The organism is Streptomyces sp. NPDC041191 (assembly GCF_055591945.1).
Genome location: NZ_JBVIZC010000001.1, coordinates 256,031 through 276,320, shown reverse-complemented (window position 1 = coordinate 276,320; position 20,290 = coordinate 256,031). Strand labels below are relative to the sequence as shown.

18 protein-coding genes are annotated in these 20,290 nt (G+C 72.4%); 13 read left to right on the top strand and 5 right to left on the bottom strand.

What is annotated here, in order from left to right; genetic code table 11:
* The first annotated feature begins 7 nt into the window (after nt 1-7).
* The 7 genes from ACZ6AQ_RS01220 to ACZ6AQ_RS01190 all read left to right on the top strand — a co-directional run bounded on the left by ACZ6AQ_RS01220 (nt 8) and on the right by ACZ6AQ_RS01190 (nt 6,084).
* Nucleotides 8-811, top strand: a complete 804-nt coding sequence (locus tag ACZ6AQ_RS01220; RefSeq protein WP_468756580.1) for a cell division protein FtsQ/DivIB — start codon at nt 8-10, stop codon at nt 809-811.
* Between the two features lie 278 nt (nt 812-1,089).
* On the top strand, nt 1,090-2,307 hold the full coding sequence (ftsZ, locus tag ACZ6AQ_RS01215) for a cell division protein FtsZ (RefSeq protein ID WP_388691427.1): 1,218 nt from the start codon (nt 1,090-1,092) through the stop codon (nt 2,305-2,307).
* Nucleotides 2,304-3,080, top strand: a complete 777-nt coding sequence (gene pgeF / locus ACZ6AQ_RS01210) for a peptidoglycan editing factor PgeF (RefSeq protein ID WP_468756578.1) — start codon at nt 2,304-2,306, stop codon at nt 3,078-3,080. The genes ftsZ and pgeF overlap by 4 nt, the downstream gene beginning before the upstream one ends.
* Nucleotides 3,080-3,799: a YggS family pyridoxal phosphate-dependent enzyme gene (locus ACZ6AQ_RS01205; RefSeq protein WP_468756576.1), complete on the top strand. Its 720-nt coding sequence runs from the start codon at nt 3,080-3,082 to the stop codon at nt 3,797-3,799. The genes pgeF and ACZ6AQ_RS01205 overlap by 1 nt, the downstream gene beginning before the upstream one ends.
* A 122-nt stretch (nt 3,800-3,921) precedes the next feature.
* Nucleotides 3,922-4,542: a cell division protein SepF gene (locus ACZ6AQ_RS01200; RefSeq protein WP_388691435.1), complete on the top strand. Its 621-nt coding sequence runs from the start codon at nt 3,922-3,924 to the stop codon at nt 4,540-4,542.
* A gap of 80 nt (nt 4,543-4,622) precedes the next feature.
* Nucleotides 4,623-4,913: a YggT family protein gene (locus tag ACZ6AQ_RS01195; protein ID WP_388691438.1), complete on the top strand. Its 291-nt coding sequence runs from the start codon at nt 4,623-4,625 to the stop codon at nt 4,911-4,913.
* A 55-nt stretch (nt 4,914-4,968) separates the two neighbouring features.
* On the top strand, nt 4,969-6,084 hold the full coding sequence (locus tag ACZ6AQ_RS01190) for a DivIVA domain-containing protein (protein WP_468756574.1): 1,116 nt from the start codon (nt 4,969-4,971) through the stop codon (nt 6,082-6,084).
* Between the two features lie 216 nt (nt 6,085-6,300).
* Here the strand turns inward: ACZ6AQ_RS01190 and ileS are convergent, their stop codons facing one another.
* A complete protein-coding gene (gene ileS / locus ACZ6AQ_RS01185; protein ID WP_468756572.1) occupies nt 6,301-9,444 on the bottom strand; it encodes an isoleucine--tRNA ligase in 3,144 nt (1,047 codons plus the stop codon).
* 536 nt (nt 9,445-9,980) lie between these two features.
* Here ileS and ACZ6AQ_RS01180 point away from each other — a divergent pair.
* The 6 genes from ACZ6AQ_RS01180 to ACZ6AQ_RS01155 all read left to right on the top strand — a co-directional run bounded on the left by ACZ6AQ_RS01180 (nt 9,981) and on the right by ACZ6AQ_RS01155 (nt 15,435).
* On the top strand, nt 9,981-10,913 hold the full coding sequence (locus ACZ6AQ_RS01180; protein ID WP_468756570.1) for a TraR/DksA family transcriptional regulator: 933 nt from the start codon (nt 9,981-9,983) through the stop codon (nt 10,911-10,913).
* 113 nt (nt 10,914-11,026) lie between these two features.
* A complete protein-coding gene (gene lspA, locus ACZ6AQ_RS01175) occupies nt 11,027-11,656 on the top strand; it encodes a signal peptidase II (protein WP_468756568.1) in 630 nt (209 codons plus the stop codon).
* Nucleotides 11,657-11,696: 40 nt separating this feature from the next.
* Nucleotides 11,697-12,638 carry an RluA family pseudouridine synthase gene (locus tag ACZ6AQ_RS01170; protein ID WP_388691452.1) on the top strand — a complete coding sequence of 314 codons (942 nt, stop codon included), beginning with the start codon at nt 11,697-11,699 and terminating at the stop codon, nt 12,636-12,638.
* Nucleotides 12,635-13,108: a GNAT family N-acetyltransferase gene (locus ACZ6AQ_RS01165; RefSeq protein WP_468756566.1), complete on the top strand. Its 474-nt coding sequence runs from the start codon at nt 12,635-12,637 to the stop codon at nt 13,106-13,108. Before ACZ6AQ_RS01170 ends, ACZ6AQ_RS01165 begins: the two co-directional genes overlap by 4 nt.
* A gap of 102 nt (nt 13,109-13,210) precedes the next feature.
* Complete coding sequence (locus tag ACZ6AQ_RS01160; protein WP_468756564.1) at nt 13,211-14,797, top strand: Na+/H+ antiporter; 1,587 nt, start codon at nt 13,211-13,213, stop codon at nt 14,795-14,797.
* Between the two features lie 56 nt (nt 14,798-14,853).
* The gene (locus ACZ6AQ_RS01155; protein ID WP_468756562.1) at nt 14,854-15,435 is read left to right on the top strand and encodes a dienelactone hydrolase family protein; all 582 of its coding nucleotides are present in this window, start codon (nt 14,854-14,856) and stop codon (nt 15,433-15,435) included.
* 60 nt (nt 15,436-15,495) lie between these two features.
* Here ACZ6AQ_RS01155 and ACZ6AQ_RS01150 read toward each other — a convergent pair whose 3' ends face one another.
* The 4 genes from ACZ6AQ_RS01150 to ACZ6AQ_RS01135 all read right to left on the bottom strand — a co-directional run bounded on the left by ACZ6AQ_RS01150 (nt 15,496) and on the right by ACZ6AQ_RS01135 (nt 20,261).
* Nucleotides 15,496-16,479, bottom strand: coding sequence for a zinc metalloprotease (locus ACZ6AQ_RS01150; protein ID WP_468756560.1), 984 nt, complete (start codon nt 16,477-16,479; stop codon nt 15,496-15,498).
* 326 nt (nt 16,480-16,805) lie between these two features.
* The gene (locus ACZ6AQ_RS01145) at nt 16,806-18,455 is read right to left on the bottom strand and encodes an alkaline phosphatase D family protein (RefSeq protein ID WP_468756558.1); all 1,650 of its coding nucleotides are present in this window, start codon (nt 18,453-18,455) and stop codon (nt 16,806-16,808) included.
* Nucleotides 18,456-18,704: 249 nt separating this feature from the next.
* Nucleotides 18,705-19,520 (bottom strand): DsbA family protein, encoded by an 816-nt coding sequence (locus tag ACZ6AQ_RS01140; RefSeq protein ID WP_468756556.1) that lies wholly within the window; start codon nt 19,518-19,520, stop codon nt 18,705-18,707.
* Nucleotides 19,521-19,574: 54 nt separating this feature from the next.
* On the bottom strand, nt 19,575-20,261 hold the full coding sequence (locus ACZ6AQ_RS01135; RefSeq protein ID WP_468756555.1) for a hypothetical protein: 687 nt from the start codon (nt 20,259-20,261) through the stop codon (nt 19,575-19,577).
* Nucleotides 20,262-20,290: the final 29 nt, after the last annotated feature.

Genomic DNA, 20,290 nt, shown 5'->3' with positions numbered 1-20,290 from the left:
GCGCCAGGTGGCAACCGCACCGACGACCGCCGGGAAGCGCGGCGCGAACAGGTCGAAGGGGGCGCCGGACGGGCCCGCGCGGCCGGAAGCCCGGAACCGGCGGTTCCGGGTGCTCCGGCCCCGGGTGGTCCTCGCCGCCGCCGGTCTCGTGGCGGTCGCCACCGGCACGCTCTGGGCGCTCTACGGGTCGTCCTGGTTCCGTGTGGAGCGTGTGGAGACCTCGGGTACGCGGGTCCTGACCCCGGCCCGGGTCGAGGCGGTCGCCGCCGTCCCGGCGGGCGCCCCGCTCGTCTCCGTCGACACCGACGCGATCGAGGCCCGGATCCGGCGGGGACTGCCGCGGATCGGGGAGGTCGAGGTCGAACGGGACTGGCCGCACGGAATCGTGCTGAAAGTGACGGAACGGCAGCCGGTCCTCCTCGTCGAAAAGGGGGGAAAGTTCACCGAAGTGGACTCGTCCGGCGTGCGGTTCGCCACCGTCGCGACCGCCCCCCGGGGCGTCCCCCGGCTCGTCCTCGACGCCTCCGCCTCCCCGAGCCTCCGCCGCTTCGGCGCGGACCGGCTGCTCCGGGAGGCGGTCCGCGTCCGGGGTGAACTCCCGGAGGAAATCGCCGGGGACACCCGTGTCGTGCGCGTCACCTCGTACGATTCCGTCACTCTGGAACTCTCCGGGGGCCGTACCGTCTTCTGGGGAAGCGGCGAGCACGGCCCGGTCAAGGCCCGGGTGCTCACCGCTCTCCTGAAAGCGGCTCCCGAAGCGGGGCACTTCGACGTAAGTGCTCCCACGGCGCCCGCCGTGTCGGGGAGTTGACGTGCGTCACCACTGGCCAGCACCCTGGTTGGCCAGCGCTACGGGTGATCACATAGGGTGAAAAGAAAAACGGGAGGTTCGGCGTGTTCGTTGAACGTGCGCCACTTGTCGACTTAGTGTCCTGTCCGGAAGAGTCCAGCGAACAGAGACACTGGTAACCCTAAACTTCAACGTTAGGGTTTGGGTCGGCGTTTCGGACCGTCCCAATCGGCATCCGTCGTCGCAGCGCGGCCAACCGCGCGGTGGCGACACGTAACTCGAGGCGAGAGGCCTTCGACGTGGCAGCACCGCAGAACTACCTCGCAGTCATCAAGGTCATCGGTGTCGGCGGCGGTGGTGTCAATGCCATCAACCGAATGATCGAGGTCGGTCTCAAGGGCGTCGAGTTCATCGCGATCAACACCGACGCGCAAGCGCTGTTGATGAGCGACGCCGACGTCAAGCTCGACGTCGGCCGTGAACTCACCCGTGGCCTCGGGGCCGGGGCGAACCCGGCCGTCGGTCGCAAGGCGGCAGAGGACCACCGTGAGGAGATCGAGGAGGTCCTCAAGGGGGCCGACATGGTCTTCGTCACCGCCGGCGAAGGCGGTGGCACCGGTACCGGTGGCGCCCCCGTCGTCGCCAACATCGCGCGCTCGCTCGGCGCCCTCACGATCGGCGTGGTCACCCGGCCGTTCACCTTCGAGGGACGCCGTCGCGCCAACCAGGCGGAGGACGGCATCGCCGAACTCCGCGAAGAGGTCGACACCCTCATCGTCATCCCCAACGACCGGCTGCTCTCGATCTCGGACCGCCAGGTCTCCGTGCTCGACGCCTTCAAGTCGGCCGACCAGGTCCTCCTGAGCGGTGTCCAGGGCATCACCGACCTCATCACCACCCCCGGCCTGATTAACCTCGACTTCGCCGACGTCAAGTCGGTCATGTCCGAGGCCGGTTCCGCGCTGATGGGCATCGGCTCCGCCCGCGGCGACGACCGCGCGGTGGCCGCCGCGGAGATGGCGATCTCCTCGCCGCTCCTGGAGGCGTCCATCGACGGCGCCCGCGGCGTACTGCTCTCCATCTCCGGCGGCAGCGACCTCGGCCTCTTCGAGATCAACGAGGCCGCGCAGCTGGTCAGCGAGGCGGCCCACCCGGAGGCCAACATCATCTTCGGCGCCGTCATCGACGACGCCCTCGGCGACGAGGTCCGGGTCACCGTCATCGCGGCCGGCTTCGACGGCGGCCAGCCGCCGGCCCGCCGGGACAACATCATCGGCTCGGTCTCCGCCAAGCGCGAGGAGCCCGCCCCGGCGCCCCGCGCCACCGAGACCTCCCGCCCCCTGGGCGGCCTCGGCACGGTGGCCCCGCGCGAGGACCCGGCCCCCGCCCCGGCGGAGCCGACCCCCCCGCCGGTCAACGAGACCCCGCTGTCGTCCGTCCCGCCGGTGGTGCCGCCGGCCCGTCCGTACGCGGACAGCCAGGCCGAGGAACTGGACGTCCCGGACTTCCTGAAGTGATAGGACGTCGCTTCGACGCGAACGGCGCGCACTTCGCCTTCACCGACCGGTGGGGCGGGGTGAGCGCCGTTCCGTACGAGGAGTTCAACCTCGGCGGCGCGGTGGGCGACGACCCCGGGGCCGTGCGCGCCAACCGGACGCTCGCCGCCGGGGCCCTCGGGCTCGACCCGGCCCGGGTGGTCTGGATGAACCAGGTGCACGGCGCGGACGTCGTGGAGGTCACCGGCCCCTGGGGGGACGGCGAGATCCCTTCCGTGGACGCGCTGGTCACCGCCCGGCCCGGACTCGCCCTCGCCGTCCTCACCGCGGACTGCGTTCCGGTCCTGCTCGCCGACCCGGTCGCCGGGGTGGTGTCCGCGGTCCACGCCGGAAGGCCCGGGATGGTCGCGGGGGTCGTCCCCGCCGCCGTGCGGGCCATGACCGGTCTCGGCGCCGATCCCGCCCGCGTCGTCGCCCGCACCGGCCCGTCCGTCTGCGGACGGTGCTACGAGGTGCCGGAGGCGATGCGCGACGAGGTCGCGGGCGTCGAGCCGGCCGCCGCGGCGGAGACCTCCTGGGGGACCCCCGCCGTCGACGTCGCCGCGGGGGTGCGCGCGCAGCTCGCCCGGCTCGGGGTCCACGACGTCGAGGACGCCGGGGTCTGCACCCTGGAGTCCCGCGACCACTACTCGTACCGCCGCGACCGCACCACGGGGCGACTCGCGGGATATGTCTGGTGGGACGCCGGGTCCTCCCCGGGCACGGCCCCCGGATTCCCGGCAGGAAAGAGCTGATGACCGACCGCACGGCGGAACTCGCCGAGAACCTGGCCCGGGTGGAGGCGCGCATCGCCGCGGCCTGCGCCGCCGCGGGACGCGCGCGCGAGGAGGTCACCCTGATCGTGGTGACCAAGACCTACCCCGCGAGCGACGTGAGAATCCTCCACGGCCTGGGCGTCCGGCACGTGGCCGAGAACCGGGACCAGGACGCCGCCCCCAAGGCGGCCGCCTGCGCCGATCTCGACCTGAACTGGCACTTCGTGGGCCAGTTGCAGACGAACAAGGTCAAGTCCGTGCTCGGTTATGCCGACATGGTGCAGTCCGTCGATCGTCCGAAGCTCGTTTCCGCCCTCTCCGCCGCGGCGGAGAGGCGGGGGCGCGCGCTCGGCTGCCTGATCCAGGTCGCGCTCGACGCCGGGTCCGGCGAGCGGGGCGACCGGGGCGGCGTCGCGCCGGACGGCGTCGAGGAGTTGGCGGCGGCCGTGGACGCCGCCCCCGGCCTGCGGCTCGACGGCCTGATGACCGTCGCCCCGCTCGCCGGGCCGTACGCGGGCCGGCAACGCGCCGCCTTCGAACGGCTGATGGATGTGTCGACTGCCCTGCGCGCGACCCGTCCGGCTGCGAACATGGTGTCGGCGGGCATGAGCGGAGACCTGGAAGAGGCCGTCGCGGCCGGGGCGACACACGTACGCGTCGGTACTGCGGTACTCGGTGTCCGCCCGAAGCTCGGGTAACGTCGCGAAGCAAGTCGGACCACAGCAGAAAATATGGTCATTCCGTAGAACGGCGGGACGACCCGTGGATCGCCGGCACTTGGTGACGAGGCCGATCCACCACAGAGCGGAGGAATCGGAGAATGGCCGGCGCGATGCGCAAGATGGCGGTCTACCTCGGCCTCGTGGAGGACGATGGGTACGACGGCCGGGGCTTCGACCCCGACGACGACTTCGAGCCCGAGCTGGAGCCGGAGCCGGAGCGCGACCGGCGCCACGCGCCCCCGCGCCAGGTGGAGCACGAGGAACCGGTGCGCGCGGTGAAGCCCCCCGCCCCCCGGGAACCCGTCGCCCATTCCGTCCCGGTACTCGCCGAAAGCGGACGTCCGGCCCGAATTGCCCCCGTGGCATCCATCACACCCGAACGTCCGAACCTGGAGAAGAACGCACCGGTGATCATGCCCAAGGTCGTGTCCGAGCGGGAGCCCTACCGCATCACCACATTGCACCCCCGGACCTACAACGAGGCCCGTACCATCGGGGAACACTTCCGTGAGGGCACCCCGGTGATCATGAATCTCACGGAGATGGACGACACGGACGCGAAGCGACTTGTCGACTTCGCCGCCGGACTCGTCTTCGGGCTCCATGGCAGCATTGAGCGCGTGACGCAGAAGGTGTTCCTGTTGTCGCCTGCTAACGTCGATGTCACGGCGGAGGACAAGGCCCGGATCGCAGAGGGCGGATTCTTCAACCAGAGCTGAGAACACGAGAACCGGACGGGCCGGCCGCGAAGCGGCCGGACGAGCGAGAGCACAGAAGCCAGGGGAGAGGGAAACGCGGGATGGGCGTCGCACTACAGGTGGTCTACATCGTGCTGATGTGCTTCCTCGTCCTCCTGATCGTCCGGCTTGTCATGGACTACGTCTTCCAGTTCGCCCGTTCATGGCAACCCGGCAAGGCGATGGTGGTCGTTCTGGAGGCCACCTACACTGTCACCGATCCACCGCTCAAGCTCCTGCGGCGGATGATCCCGCCGTTGCGTCTCGGGGGCGTGGCACTCGACCTGTCCTTCTTCGTTCTGATGATCATCGTCTACATCCTGATCTCCGTGGTGAGCAGCTTCGCGAGGTGAGTGTGGACGATACGGTCTTGCCGACTGCCGACGACTACGTAGAGGTGAAGAAGAGATGCCGCTGACTCCCGAGGACGTGCGGAACAAGCAGTTCACGACCGTCCGCCTGCGAGAAGGCTATGACGAGGACGAGGTCGATGCCTTCCTCGACGAGGTCGAGGCCGAGCTGACCCGCCTGCTCCGCGAGAACGAGGACCTGCGCGCCAAGCTGGCCGCCGCGACGCGTGCCGCCGCGCAGAACCAGCAGCAGGGCATGCGCAAGCCCCCGGAGCAGCAGGATCGTCCCGTCGGTCCCGGGGCTCCGGTACCCGCCGCCATATCGGGACCGCCGGTCCAGCAGCAGCAGCCCCAGATGGGTCCGCCGCAGCTGCCCTCCGGTGCTCCTCAGCTTCCCGCCGGTCCGATGCAGGGCGGCCCCATGCAGGGCGGTCCGATGCAGGGCGGGCCCATGGGCCCCGGCCCGATGCAGGGCGGCCCCATGCAGGGCGGTCCGATGGGTCCCGGCTCGATGCAGGGCGGCCCGATGGGTCACCCGCAGCAGCAGCAGATGCAGCAGCAGCCCGCGCAGGGTCCCGGCGGCGACAGTGCCGCGCGTGTCCTCTCGCTGGCCCAGCAGACCGCCGACCAGGCGATCGCGGAGGCCCGTTCCGAGGCCAACAAGATCGTCGGCGAGGCGCGTTCGCGCGCCGAGGGCCTGGAGCGGGACGCCCGCGCCAAGGCCGACGCCCTGGAGCGGGACGCCCAGGAGAAGCACCGCGTCGCGATGGGCTCCCTGGAGTCCGCGCGTGCCACGCTCGAGCGCAAGGTCGAGGACCTGCGCGGCTTCGAGCGCGAGTACCGCACGCGTCTGAAGTCGTACCTGGAGTCGCAGCTGCGTCAGCTGGAGACCCAGTCGGACGACTCGCTGGCTCCGCCGCGCGCCCCGGCCGCGGCCTCCCTGCCGCCGGCCCCGTCGATGGCCTCGGCCGGCGCGGGCGCGCCGTCCTACGGCAGCGGCGGGATGGGCGGCGGTCCGTCCATGGGCGGTGGCCCGTCCTACGGCGGCGGTCAGCAGCAGATGTCCCCGGCGATGACCCAGCCGATGGCTCCGGTCCGGCCGCAGGCTCCGCAGCCGATGCAGCAGGCTCCGGCGCCGATGCGCGGCTTCCTGATCGACGAGGACGACAACTGACGGCGCGCGTTCGCGCGTCGAGCGCGTAGCCGTCGGCAGGCTGAGAGGGCCGGATCCCGGGAGACCGGGGTCCGGCCCTCTGCCGTGTCCGGACACGGGGACGGCGCGGACCGGGTGCCGGGCGCGGGCGGACCGTCCCGGCGGCGCGGCGGAAAGGGAGCGGAAACGGAACGGCCCGGCTCCCCGTCGAGGGGGAGCCGGGCCGTCCGCCGGACCCTACGCCTTGCGGAGGCGGAAGGTCAGGGCCAGGGACTCGTCCGTGAACGGGGCGCCGTACGTGTCGTCGGCCTCGCCGTTCGCGTGGTCCGTCGCCAGCACCTCGTCCGCGATGAGGGCCGCGTGGGCCGTCAGGGCCTCCGTGGTCTCCGGGGAGGTGGAGGTCCAGCGCAGGGCGATGCGGTCGGCGACGTCCAGGCCGCTGTTCTTGCGGGCCTCCTGGATCAGCCGGATCGCGTCACGGGCCAGGCCCGCCCGCCGCAGCTCCGGGGTGATCTCCAGGTCGAGGGCGACCGTCGCGCCCGCGTCCGAGGCGACCGACCAGCCCTCGCGCGGGGTCTCCGTGACGATGATCTCCTCGGGGGTCACGACGATGTCCTCGCCGTTCACCGTCAGGACCGCCTCGCCGGAGCGCAGCGCCAGGGAGAGGGCCGCCGCGTCCGCCGCCGCCACCGCCTTCGCCACGTCCTGGACGCCCTTGCCGAACCGCTTGCCCAGGGCACGGAAGTTGGCCTTGGCCGTGGTGTCGACCAGGCTGCCGCCGACCTCCGAGAGGGACGCCAGGGAGGAGACGTTCAGCTCCTCCGTGATCTGGGCCCGCAGCTCCGGGGAGAGGGCCGTGAAGCCCGTGGCCGCCACCAGGGCGCGGGAGAGTGGCTGACGGGTCTTCACGCCCGACTCCGCGCGCGTCGCACGCCCCAGCTCCACCAGGCGCCGGACGAGCAGCATCTGCTCGGAGAGGGCGCCGTCGATCAGGGCGGCGTCCGCCTCCGGCCAGGTGGCCAGGTGGACCGACTCCGGGGCGTCCGGGGTCACCGGGACCACCAGGTCCTGCCAGACCCGCTCGGTGATGAACGGGGTCAGCGGGGCCATCAGGCGCGTGACCGTCTCGACCACCTCGTGCAGGGTCCGCAGGGCCGCCCTGTCGCCCTGCCAGAAGCGGCGGCGGGAACGGCGCACGTACCAGTTGGAGAGGTCGTCGACGAACGCCGACAGGAGCTTGCCGGTGCGCTGGGTGTCGTACGACTCCATCGCCTCGGTGGTCTCGGCCACCAGCGTGTTCAGCTCGGAGAGCAGCCACCGGTCGAGGACCGTGCGGTCGGCCGGGGCCGGGTCCGCCGCGCTCGGCGCCCAGCCGGACGTGCGGGCGTACAGGGCCTGGAAGGCGACCGTGTTCCAGTACGTCAGGAGGGTCTTGCGGACGACCTCCTGGATCGTGCCGTGGCCCACCCGGCGGGCCGCCCACGGCGAGCCGCCGGCCGCCATGAACCAGCGGACCGCGTCGGCGCCGTGCTCGTCCATCAGCGGGACCGGCTGGAGGATGTTCCCCAGGTGCTTGGACATCTTGCGGCCGTCCTCGGCGAGGATGTGGCCCAGGCAGACCACGTTCTCGTACGACGACTTGTCGAACACCAGCGTGCCGACGGCCATCAGGGTGTAGAACCAGCCGCGGGTCTGGTCGATCGCCTCGGAGATGAACTGCGCCGGGTAGCGGCTCTCGAACAGCTCCTTGTTCTCGTACGGGTAGCCGTACTGGGCGAACGGCATGGAGCCCGAGTCGTACCAGGCGTCGATGACCTCCGGGACGCGGGTGGCCTCCAGGGAGCAGCCCTCCGCCGGGCAGCCGAACGTCACCGCGTCGATGTACGGGCGGTGCGGGTCCAGGCCCGACTGGTCGGTGCCGGTCAGTTCGGTCAGCTCCGCGCGCGAGCCCACGCAGGTGAGGTGGCCCTCCTCGCAGCGCCAGATCGGCAGCGGGGTGCCCCAGTAGCGGTTGCGGGAGAGGGCCCAGTCCACGTTGTTGGTCAGCCAGTCGCCGAAGCGCCCGTGCTTGACCGACTCCGGGAACCAGTTGGTCCTCTCGTTCTCCGCGAGCATGCGGTCCTTGACCGCGGTCGTACGGATGTACCAGGACGGCTGCGCGTAGTAGAGCAGCGCCGTGTGGCAGCGCCAGCAGTGCGGGTAGCTGTGCTCGTACGGGATGTGCCGGAAGAGCAGGCCGCGCGCGTCCAGGTCGGCGGTCAGCGCCTCGTCGGCCTTCTTGAAGAAGACGCCGCCGACCAGCGGCACGTCCTCCTCGAAGGTGCCGTCGGGGCGGACCGGGTTCACGACCGGCAGGCCGTACGCCTTGCAGACCCTGAGGTCGTCCTCGCCGAAGGCGGGGGACTGGTGGACCAGACCGGTGCCGTCCTCGGTCGTCACGTACTCGGCGTTCACGACGTAGTGCGCCGGCTCGGGGAACTCGACCAGCTCGAACGGGCGCCGGTACGTCCAGCGCTCCATGTCCTTGCCGGTGAAGGTCTCGCCGGTGGTGACCCAGCCCTCGCCGAGGGCCTTCTCGACCAGCGGTTCGGCGACGACGACCTGCTCGTCGCCGTCGCTGGCGACCACGTAGGTGACCTCGGGGTGGGCGGCGACGGCCGTGTTGGACACCAGGGTCCACGGGGTCGTCGTCCAGACCAGGAGCGCCGCCCGGCCGGCCAGCGGGCCGGAGGTCAGCGGGAAGCGGACGTAGACCGAGGGGTCCACGACCGTCTCGTACCCCTGCGCCAGCTCGTGGTCGGAGAGGCCGGTGCCGCAGCGGGGGCACCAGGGGGCCACCCGGTGGTCCTGGACGAGGAGGTCCTTCTCGAAGATCTGCTTCAGGGACCACCAGACCGACTCGATGTACGAGGGGTCCATGGTCCGGTAGGCGTCGTCGAGGTCGACCCAGTAGCCCATCCGGGTCGTCAGCTCGGCGAAGGCGTCGGTGTGCCGGGTCACCGACTCGCGGCACTTGTCGTTGAACTCGGCGATGCCGTACGCCTCGATGTCCTTCTTGCCGGAGAAGCCCAGCTCCTTCTCGACGGCCAGCTCGACCGGGAGGCCGTGGCAGTCCCAGCCGGCCTTGCGGGCCACGTGGTAGCCGCGCATGGTCCGGAAGCGGGGGAAGACGTCCTTGAAGACGCGGGCCTCGATGTGGTGGGCGCCCGGCATGCCGTTGGCGGTGGGCGGGCCCTCGTAGAAGACCCACTCGGGGCGGCCCTCGGACTGCTCCAGGGTCTTCGCGAAGACCTTGTTCTCCTGCCAGAAGTCGAGCACGGCGTGTTCGAGGGCGGGCAGGTCGACCTGGGCGGGCACCTGGCGGTACTGCGGCGGTGTCATGCGGCGGACTCTCCTCCGGACGGACGGTTCTGCTTCCGTCGGAGGGACGAGAGCGCTGCTCCCGCGGTACCACCCTCCTTGGTTCCGGGCGTGACCGTCCGGAACCCCCTCATTGGGGTCGCGACGCCGGGTCTAGTCACCGTGCCTCGGCGCGGCTTTCTTCCGGCGGCTCCGGGGTGATGCTTCACATCGGGCTCGCCCCCGGGCTCTCACCGTCCCCGGGTCGCTCATGACTGCGTACGACGCTACTCGTCCCCATCCAAGCCTTTCGCTGGGCCCAGTGTACGGGGCCCGGGAGAAGACGGAGGACCGGTTTTCCCGTGACCCGAATGGCCATACGAGGGGAGCCGGGTCCGGAGTGCGCCCGTGTGGGGGAGGGACGGGCGGACGGCCGGGCCGGAGCCGGGCACGCCGGAGCGCGGACCGCTCCGGCGGGGGCGGACGCGGCGGCGTGGCCCGTTGCCGCGGGCCCCGGGTCGATTTATCGTCCCAGCACGATGCGCGAGCAAGATCACAAAATGTGAAGGGGCCGCGACATGGTGGCGAAGAAGACCACCGCGAAGAAGTCCCCGGCCGCCGGCACGGACGCGACGGACGGCACGGACGCGACGGACGGCAAGGACGGGACGGGCGCGCCCGGCGGGACCGGGAGCGCGGTCGCCGGCCGGCCGCCGGTCGCGGAGGAGCCGGCGGCCGGGGAGCGGTCCGTGGTCACGCGGAAGACGGCCGCCAAGAAGGCCGTCGCGAAGAAGGCGGCGGCCGTGCGGAAGACGGTCGCCGAGAAGACGGCGGCCGCGAAGAAGGCCGTCGTGGAGAAGGCCGTCGTGGAGAAGGCCGGGACGGCGGCCCCCGCCGGGGAGGCCGCCGCCCCGGACGCGCCCGCCGGAAGGACCGCGGCGCAGAAGGGCACGACGAGGAAGGCCGCGGCGAAGAAGACCGCGGTGAAGAAGGCGGTCGCCGGGAAGGCGTCCGCGGAGAAGAAGCAGACAGGAGCCAGGACGGTGGCAGTGAAGAAGACCGCGGGTGGCGTCACGACCGCCGACGGGGAGTCCGCGGTGCCCCCGGCCCGCGGCGGTGAGCTGGCGGTCCGGCCCGGGGAGGAGCCCTGGACGCCGGACGAGGTGGCCGAGGCGCGCGACGGGCTCCTGGCGGAGGCGCTGCGGCTGCGCGGCGAGCTGGCCCACTCCCAGCAGGAGCTGACCGGCCTCATGCGGGACTCCGGCGACGGCGCCGGGGACGACCAGGCCGACACCGGCACCAAGAACATCACCCGCGAACACGAGCTGGCCCTCGCCGCCAACGCCCGGGAGATGCTGGAGCAGACCGAGCACGCCCTGGAGCGCCTGGACGCCGGCACGTACGGCCTGTGCGAGGCGTGCGGCAGGCCGATCGGCAAGGCCCGGATGCAGGCGTTCCCCCGGGCCACCCTCTGCGTCGAGGACAAGCAGCGGCAGGAGCGGCGCGGCTGACGGCGCGAGCGGTACGACCGGCCGCCGGGCCCGCCGTCTCGGCTGCCGGTCCCGCACCCCCGTGCCGTACCCTCGGTGCACGGTCAGGCATCGAGGTCGAGGGACTCACTCACGTGGCAGAGGCGGAGCGCATCATCGGTACGCCGGATTCAGCAGGGGCCGACGAGCCGGCCGCCTCCGACGGGACGCGGGCCGCCTCCGACGGCGCGCCGGAGCCGGACGACGGCGCGGTCGCCGTTCCGGAGGAGCGGCCCCGGGGCAGGCGCAGGATCGTCGCCCTGTTCGTGGTGGCCGTCCTCGCCTACCTGCTCGACCTCGGCAGCAAGCTGCTCGTGGTCGAGAAGCTGGAGGGCCGCGCCCCGATCCCGGTGATCGGCGACCTGCTCCGCCTCGACGCCATCCGCAACCCGGGCGCCGCCTTCGGCATGGGCGAGGCGTTCACGATCATCTTCACCTGCATCGCCGTCGCCGTGATCGTCGTGATCGTCCGGCTCGCGCGGAAGCTCTACAGCCTGCCGTGGGCGATCGCGCTCGGTCTGCTGCTCGGCGGCGCGCTCGGCAACCTCACGGACCGGATCTTCCGCTCGCCGGGCGTCTTCGAGGGCGCGGTCGTCGACTTCATCGCCCCCGCGCACTTCGCCGTCTTCAACCTCGCGGACTCGGCGATCGTCTGCGGCGGCGTCCTCATCGTGATCCTGTCGTTCCGGGGCCTGGACCCGGACGGCACCGTCCACAAGGACTGACCCCGGACGGAGCACGTCCCGCACAAGGCATACTCGACGGGTGAGCACGAGTCCCGAGATCCGCACCCTGCCCGTTCCCGATGGCCTGGAGGGCGAGCGCGTCGACGCCGCCATCGCCCGTATGTTCGGCTTCTCCCGTACGAAGGCGGCCGAGCTGGCCGCCGCCGGGAAGGTCCAGGTCGACGGTTCCGTCGTCGGCAAGTCCGAGCGGGTCAGCGGCGGCGCGTGGCTGGAGGTCGAGATGCCGGGCGCGGCCGCGCCCGTGCAGGTCGTCGCGGAGCCCGTCGAGGGCATGGAGATCGTCCACGACGACGACGACATCGTGGTGATCATGAAGCCGGTGGGCGTCGCCGCCCACCCCAGCCCCGGCTGGACCGGCACCACCGTCATCGGCGGCCTCGCCGCCGCCGGGTACCGCATCTCCACCTCCGGCGCCGCCGAGCGCCAGGGCATCGTGCACCGCCTCGACGTCGGCACCTCCGGCCTGATGGTGGTCGCCAAGTCGGAGTACGCGTACACCTCGCTCAAGCGCCAGTTCAAGGAGCGCACGGTCGACAAGCGCTACCACGCGCTCGTCCAGGGCCACCCCGACCCGATGAGCGGCACCATCGACGCCCCGATCGGCCGCCACCCGAACCACGACTACAAGTGGGCGGTCACCGCCGACGGCAAGCCCTCCGTCACGCACTACGACCTCATCGAGGCGTACCGCTCGGCCTCGCTGCTCGACATCAAGCTGGAGACGGGCCGCACCCATCAGATCCGGGTGCACATGTCCGCCCACCGCCACCCCTGCGTCGGCGACCTCACCTACGGCGCCGACCCGACCCTCGCCAAGCGCCTCGGCCTGACCCGGCAGTGGCTGCACGCCGTCCGCCTCGGCTTCGAGCACCCGGGCGACGGGTCGTGGGTCGAGTTCGCCAGCACGTACCCCGACGACCTCCGCACGGCCCTGGACCGGATCGCGTCGGAGAGCCGGTGAGCACCGCGTACACCGTCACCGTCCGCGAGGCACGGGACGACGAGGACCGCGAGGCGTGCTTCGCGGTCCGCCGCGAGGTCTTCGTCGAGGAGCAGGGCGTTCCCCGGGAGCTGGAGTACGACGCGTACGACGCGACCGCCGTGCACGTCCTCGCGGTGCGCGGGGACGGGCTGCCGCTGGGCACCGGGCGCCTGCTGCACGGCGCCGACGCGCTCGGGAAGACCGGCGGCGACGCCTCGGTGGGCTCGCTCGGCCGGCTCGCGGTCGTCGGGGCGGCGCGCGGCCTCGGGGTCGGCGCGGCCCTCGTCCGGAGCATCGAGGACGTGGCGCGGGAGCGCGGCCTGACCGCCGTCGACCTGCACGCGCAGACCCACGCGCTCGGCTTCTACGAGCGGCTGGGGTACGAGGCGTACGGCCCCGAGTTCCCGGACGCGGGCATTCCGCACCGGTCCATGCGCAAGGCCCTGTAGGCGCGGGCCCCGCCGGGCGTCCGGGGGCCGCCGCCACGCCGTCCCCGGTCCCGATCAGGGGTAACGGGTGTGAAAACGGACGTACGTGGCAGGCTCAGAGCCGTGGATCAATTGGCCCTGCTGTTCCTGCTGCTCCTCGGTGCCGTGCTCACCGTGCCCCTCGGCGAGCGGCTCGGGCTGCCCGCACCCGTCCTGATGACCCTCATCGGGATCGTGCTGGCCTTCCTGCCGTTCGTGCCGAACGTCGAGATCCCGCCGGAGTACATCCTCCCGCTGGTGCTGCCGCCCCTGCTGTACGCCGCCGTGCAGCGGACCTCCTGGCGTCAGTTCGCGGCCAACAGACGGCCGATCTTCCTGCTCGCGGTCGCCCTGGTCTTCGTCACCACGGCCGCCGTCGGCGCCGTCGCGAACGCGCTGGTGCCCGGCATCCCGCTGGCCGCCGCCATCGCCCTCGGCGCCCTCGTCGCGCCGCCGGACCCGGTCGCCGCGACCGCCGTCGCGGGCTCGCTCGGACTTCCCCGCCGGCTGGTGTCGATCCTGGAGGGCGAGGGGCTCTTCAACGACGTCACCGCGATCGTGCTCTACCACGTGGCGATCGCCGCCGTCGTCAGCGGCTCCTTCTCCTGGTACGAGGCGGCCGGACAGCTGGTCCTCTCGGCCGTCGTCGCCGTCGCCGTCGGCCTGGGACTCGGCTGGCTCTCCAACAAGCTCATCGGGGTCCTGGGCGACCCCACCCTCCAGACCGGCCTCACCCTCCTCGTTCCCTTCGTGAGCTACGTCCTCGCCGAGGAGCTGCACGGCTCCGGGGTCCTCGCCGTCCTGGTCACCGCGCTCTTCCTGGCCGAGCACGCGGCCGACGCCGACGACGTCATGGGCCGGCTCGCCGGGCAGACCTTCTGGGAGATCGTGGACACCCTGGTGACCGGCATCGCCTTCGGCCTCATCGGCCTGGAGGTCGTCCACGTCTTCGGGTACGCGGACGGGCACGTCCTGGAGATGCTCGGCTGGGGCGCCGCCGTGGCCGGGACGGTCGTCGTCGTCCGGCTCCTGTGGCTGCTGCCCGCGACCTGGCTGGCGAAGAGGCTGCACACGCTCCGGGACGTGGACGAGGAGATCCCGGTGAGCTGGCGGGAGACCGTCGTCATGTGGTGGGCGGGGATGCGCGGAGTGGCCTCGGTGGCGCTCGCGCTCGCCGTCCCGCTCACCACCGCCGACGGTTCGCCCTTCCCCGGCCGCGCGGAGATCGTCTTCATCGCCTTCTGCGTGATCCTCACCACCCTCGTCCTCCAGGGGCTCACCCTGCCCGCCCTGGTCCGGAAGCTCGGGGTGAAGGCGGACACCGAGGCCGAGCGGGCCCTGGAACGCGACCTCGCGGTCCGGGCCGCGAACGCGGCCAAGCGGAGGCTCAAGGAGATCGAGGAGGTCGAGGACCTGCCCGAGGAGGTGCAGGAACGGCTCCACCGCGGCGCCTTCGACATCGGGGCGCGGATCAGTCCCGACATGGTGGAGGACGAGCGGCGGGCGGCCACCGCCGAGCGGGCCAACCGTTTCAGGGCGGTGCAGCGCATCCAGCGGGAGCTGCTGTCGGCCGCCCGGCACGAGATCCTCGCGGCGCGCAGCGAGCCGGGCGCCGACCCCGAGGTGGTGGACCGGGTGCTGCGCCAGCTGGACGTGCGCAGCATGCGCTGACGGGCCCGGGGACCGGCTTCCGGGGCGGGCCCGCGGCGAGTGGCAGGATGGCGCGCATGGACATCATGCTTTTCCACTCGGTGTACGGCCCGCGCCCGGCCGTGGGGGCCGCGGCCGGCCGGCTGCGGGCCGCCGGGCACCGGGTGTGGACGCCGGACCTCTTCGACGGCTGGACCACCGACTCGGTGGAGGAGGGCGGGGCGAAGCGGGACGAGATCGGCAAGGACGAGCTGCTGAGGCGGGCGATCCTGGCCGCCGCCCCGTACTCGGAGCGCGGTCTGGTCTACGCCGGCTTCTCGCTCGGCGCGTCGGTCGCGCAGACCCTGGCCCTCGGTGACGAGAAGGCGCGTGGCCTCCTGCTGCTGCACGGCACCTCGGACCTCGCGCCGAACGCGTCGGTGGACGGGCTGCCCGTACAGCTGCACGTGGCCGAGCCCGACCCCTTCGAGACGGACGACTGGCTGTCCGCCTGGTACCTCCAGATGGGCCGGGCCGGGGCGGACGTGGAGATCCACCGCTACCGGGGCGCCGGGCACCTCTACACGGACCCGGAGCTGCCGGACTGGGACGCGGAGGCAGCCGGGCGGACCTGGTCGGTGGCGCTGTCGTTCCTGGAGGAGCTGGAGGCGGCGGCGTAGGCGCCCGGGGGCGCGGGGGGAGGAGTCTCCCGCCGCGCCCCCGGTGCGTTCCGGAACGGGTCAGCCCGCGCGGTACGCGGTCCAGCTCTCGTTCATGCGGGTCGCCTGGCCAGCGGTGAACTGGTACATGCAGGAGTCGTACGTGTAGTCCATGAAGTTGTGGATCGGGTCCGCGCCGGCCTTGCTGGTGCAGGAGTCGCGGCCGGCCGGGCACTCGTAGGCCGGGCTCTTCTCGGCCGGGGTGTCGGTGACGTAGTCGCCGTTGCCGGTGCAGCCGCCCTGGAAGGTGTGGTAGAGGCCCATCCAGTGGCCGACCTCGTGCGTGCCGGTGTCGCCCTGGTTGTAGTTGGCCGCCGAACCGCCCGGGAGCGAGGCGTCGAGGACGACGACGCCGTCCATGGACGGGTTGGACTTGTACGAGGAGGGGAAGGTCGCCCAGCCGAGGAGGCCGCCGCCCAGGTTGGCGGTGTAGAAGTTCAGCGCGTTCGCCCCGCCCTTGCGGAGGGTCTGCTTCATCTGCTTCTCGGCGGTGGAGCCGGAGGTCAGGTTGTACCAGGTGGCGTTGTCCGTGTAGTCGGTACCGGCCAGGGTGAACTGGAAGTTGGTGTTCACGTTGCCGGTGCCCTGGCCGGCGTAGGCCGCGTTCAGGACGTTCATCTGGTCGTTGATGGCGGTGGCGGAGAGCTTGCCCGTCGTGCCGGAGTGGATGACGTGGAAGTAGACGGGGATGGTGACCGCGGTGGCGGCGGCCTCCCCGGCGGAGGCGCCGAGGCGCCCGGCCGAACGGGCCGAGGCCAGCTTCTTCCTGAGGTCCTCGTCCATCGCCTTGGCCTGGGCGGCCGTGACCTCGTTCGGCTCGGCGGCGTGGTGGTCGGCGCCGCGCGCCTTGCGGGCGCCGGAGAGGGCGGCGGTGCCGTCCGCGCACTCCTCGGCGGAGGCGCCGGCCAGGGCGGGGGTGGAGGCGCCGGTGGCGACGGGGGCGGAGAGGGGGGCAAGGGCCAGAGTTCCGGCCATGACGGCGGTGCCGACGATACGACGTGACATACGCGGGGATATACGGGCAAGAGCACGCATGGTGTCTCCTCGTGGGGGGGCGGGCGGAAGAACTTCCTCCGCCACGCCGGGGAGATTACGCGTCCATGTCAGGCGTCGTTGAGGAGTGATCAAGCCCAATCATCCGTGGGGCAATTCGGTGCATCGGGAAGAAAAACTTGTGCCGCTTCCGGAGTTTGGGAGGAGTACGTCACACCCCGGGGGCGGAGGCGGGTGGTGTGTCCGGATTCGATCGCCGAAAAACAGCCACCCGCCCCCGCCGTGTGATCTCCCCGAAACAGAGGGGATCATGGCTGAAAATAGACCCCTTGGGGGCCTCAGAGGACCGGCTGGTACACCCGCTCGACACGCTGCGTTCCGCTCGGCGTCCGGTACGAGCGCGCCCAGGCCGTCGTCGCGTCCGGGTCCGCCTTGTCGGAGACCGTGTAGTAGTCCATCTGCGAGCGGGCGGCGGTCACGTCGAGCACGCCGTAGCCGTGGTGGTCCATGTCCACCCACTTCACGTGGCGGTTGGCCGCCTTCACGGCGGTCGCCGCCACCGCGGAGAGCGTCCCCGGCGCCACGTGCAGCAGGTCGTCCAGGTTGTCCGAGGTCACCGAGGTCACGACGAACTCGGTCGCCGCCGACGCCGAGAGGGGGTACGTCGCGGCCTTCACCGGCACGTCGTTGGCCCAGGCCATGTGGATGTCGCCGGTCAGGAAGACCGTGTTCCGGACGCCCCGCGCGATCAGGTGGTCGAGCAGCTCCCTGCGGTCGTCGGTGTAGCCGTCCCACTGGTCGACGTTGACCGCGAGCCCCTCCTTCGGCAGGCCCATCAGCTCCGCCAGCGGCTCCAGGAGGTGGGCGGGCAGGGCGCCGAAGGCGACCGGCGAGATCATCACCGAGGTCCCGACCAGCTGCCAGGCCGCGTCCGAACCCGCGAGCCCGGCCTTCAGCCAGTCCAGCTGGGCGCGGCCGGTGATGCTCCGCTCCGGGTCGTCGACCGCGCCGCTGCCCGTCCGCGCCTGGGCCGACCGGAACGACCGCAGGTCGAGCAGGTGCAGATCGGCCAGTCTCCCGAAGCGCAGGCGCCGGAAGACCGTGCCCTCGGTGGAGGTCCGGACCGGCATCCACTCGAAGTACGCCTGCTTGGCGGCCGCCACCCGGGCCTCCCACGCGCCCTCGGCGCCCGGGGTGTGGTTCTCGGCCCCGCCCGACCAGGCGTCGTTGGCGAACTCGTGGTCGTCCCAGATGGCGATCACCGGGTGCGCCGCGTGCAGCGCCCGGAGGCCGGGGTCCGTCTTGTACTTCCCGTGCCGGGCGCGGTAGTCGGCGAGGGTGACGATCTCGTGGCGCGGCTCGTGGGGCCGCACGGTGTACTTCGCCTCCGGGTAGACGCCGCTCGCGTACTCGTAGAGGTAGTCGCCCAGGTGCAGGACCGCGTCCAGGTCGGCGCGGGCGGCGAGGTGGCGGTAGGCCGAGAAGTGGCCCGCCTCCCAGTTCGCGCAGGAGACGACGCCGAAGCGGACGCCGTCCGGGGCCGTGTCGGCGGCCGGCGCGGTGCGGGTGCGGCCGGCCGGCGAGACGACGCCGTCCGCGGTGAAGCGGAACCAGTACGAGGTGGCCGGGCGCAGGCCCCGGACGTCCGCCTTCACCGTGTGGTCGGTGGCGGCGCCCGCCGTGACCGTGCCGGAGGCGACGACCCGGGCGAAGCCGCGGTCCTCCGCGAGCTCCCAGCCGACCCGGACGTCCGGGCCGAGGCCGGAACCGGGCACGGCGCCGGGGACCGGGGTGACGCGGGTCCAGAGCAGGACGCCGTCGGGCAGCGGGTCGCCCGAGGCGACCCCGTGCGGGAAGGCGGCCTGCCCGGTCTCCGCGAGGGCGGGGGAGACCGCGCCCAGGAGGGCGGGGGCGGTGGCGGCGGTGACGGCGGCGGCCTTCACGACCGTGCGGCGGGTGGGGGCGAGGGGTATGCGTCGACTGGTCACGGCCAGTCAGATTACTGAGGGGTACGCCCAAGAGGCGGGCGAGAACGGGAAATTCGCCCACTCGTCGCTCCGGGGACGCCTTGTTCCGGGGCGCCCCGGCTCCGGAGCGTCCCGTTCCGGGACACCCGGCTTCCGCACGCACCCGCCCCGGCACGCCCCGGCCCCGGACCGGTGGGTCCGGGGCCGGGGGGCCGCGCGCTCCGGACCGGGCACCGCCGGGGGCCGGGCGCCCGGGAGCGGGGCCGGGCGTCAGGACGCGAGGGCCGCCGTGATCGCCTTGCCGAACTCCTCCGTCGTCATCGGCGGGTTGTCGGTGCCCTGGACCGTCACGGGCTTGCCGTCCATCCTCAGGGACGGCGTGCCCGTGACCCCGCTGTCGTCGAAGGTCTTGGACATCTTCATGGCCCAGGCGTCGAAGGTGCCGTCCTCGACGTGCTTCTTGAACGCGGCGTTGTTCTTGAGCGCCGGCACCGAGTCCGCGACCTCCAGGAGGTAGGAGTCCTCGGCGAACTTGTCGTCGTTCTCCTCCGGGTGGAACTTCGCGGAGTAGAGCGCCGCCTTGTACTTCAGGAACGCCTCCGGGCTCACGTCCAGGGCCGCGCCGAGCGCCGAGAGGGCGTTCTTCGAGCCCTCGCCCGGGGCCGCGTTGTCGATGAAGGTGGCGCCCACGTACCGGATCTTGTACTTGCCCGCCTGGACGTCCTTCTCGATCGTGGAGCCCACGGACTGCTCGAAGGTCGCGCAGACCGGGCAGCGCGAGTCCTCGTACAGCTCCAGGGTCTTCGCGGCGGACGGACTGCCGATGACGACGGTCGTGCCGTTCGCGCCCGAGGTGTTCTTCGGGGCGGTGACGTTCTTCGCCTCCGCCGCCTCCTCCCAGTGGGAGGGCTTGTTGGCCTGCACCACCGCGTAGCCGATGCCGCCGGCGACGGCCAGGACGGCCACGGCCGAGCAGGCGACGACGAGCTGCCGGCGCATCCGGTCCTTCTTCGCCCGGCGCTCGCGCTCCTCGCGCAGCCGCTCGCGGGCGGCCGCCTTCTTGGCCTGGCTGTTGCGTGCACTCATGATCGTGTTCTCCGTGGAGGGAAAGGGGAGGGCAGGGGGGACCGCGGGGTCCGCTCAGGCGGGAGCGGGACCCGGACGCGGCGGCCCCCGCCGCCCCACGGAGTGCACGAGGAGCCGGACGCGGGAGGGCCGGGGCCGTCCCCCGGGGCGTCCGGCGCGCCGGGGCGCGGGGACGGCGGCGCGGACGAGGGCCACCACGAGCAGCAGCGGCCGGAAGGCGAGGGTCTCCACCGCGCGGACCAGCCGGGCGAGCGCCCGCTCCCCGCCGCGCAGCCAGCAGGCCGCCGAGAACCCGACGCCCACGTGGGCCAGGAGCAGCAGCCACGGCAGCGCCGGGTCGGGGGAGTCGAGCAGGGCGGACGCGCCCCCGTCCTCCGGGGTCACCACCCCGGGCAGCGGCGAGCCCACGGCACCGCCGCAGAAGACCTCCACGCCCACCGACCGCAGCGAGCCGGTGACCGGTCCGCCGGCGAGGCCGTAACAGACCGTCTGGCCGCTGGTGAAGAGGGTGTCGGCCGCCAGCTCCAGGGGGACGAGGAGCCCGGCGATCGGGCCGAGGCCCCGCTCGCGGCCGGCCAGCGCGTACGCCACGGCGAAGACGCCGGCCGCCACCGGCACGACCGTCCCCACCGGCAGCGGCGCGCCCGAGAGCAGCACGTGGGACGCCACGGACAGCGTCACGACCAGTGCCGTGAAGAACGCCGCCCGCAGCGCCCTCAGCTGCGTCCCTGCCATGTCCATCGTCCAGGAGTGTGCCACGAGGGCCCGTA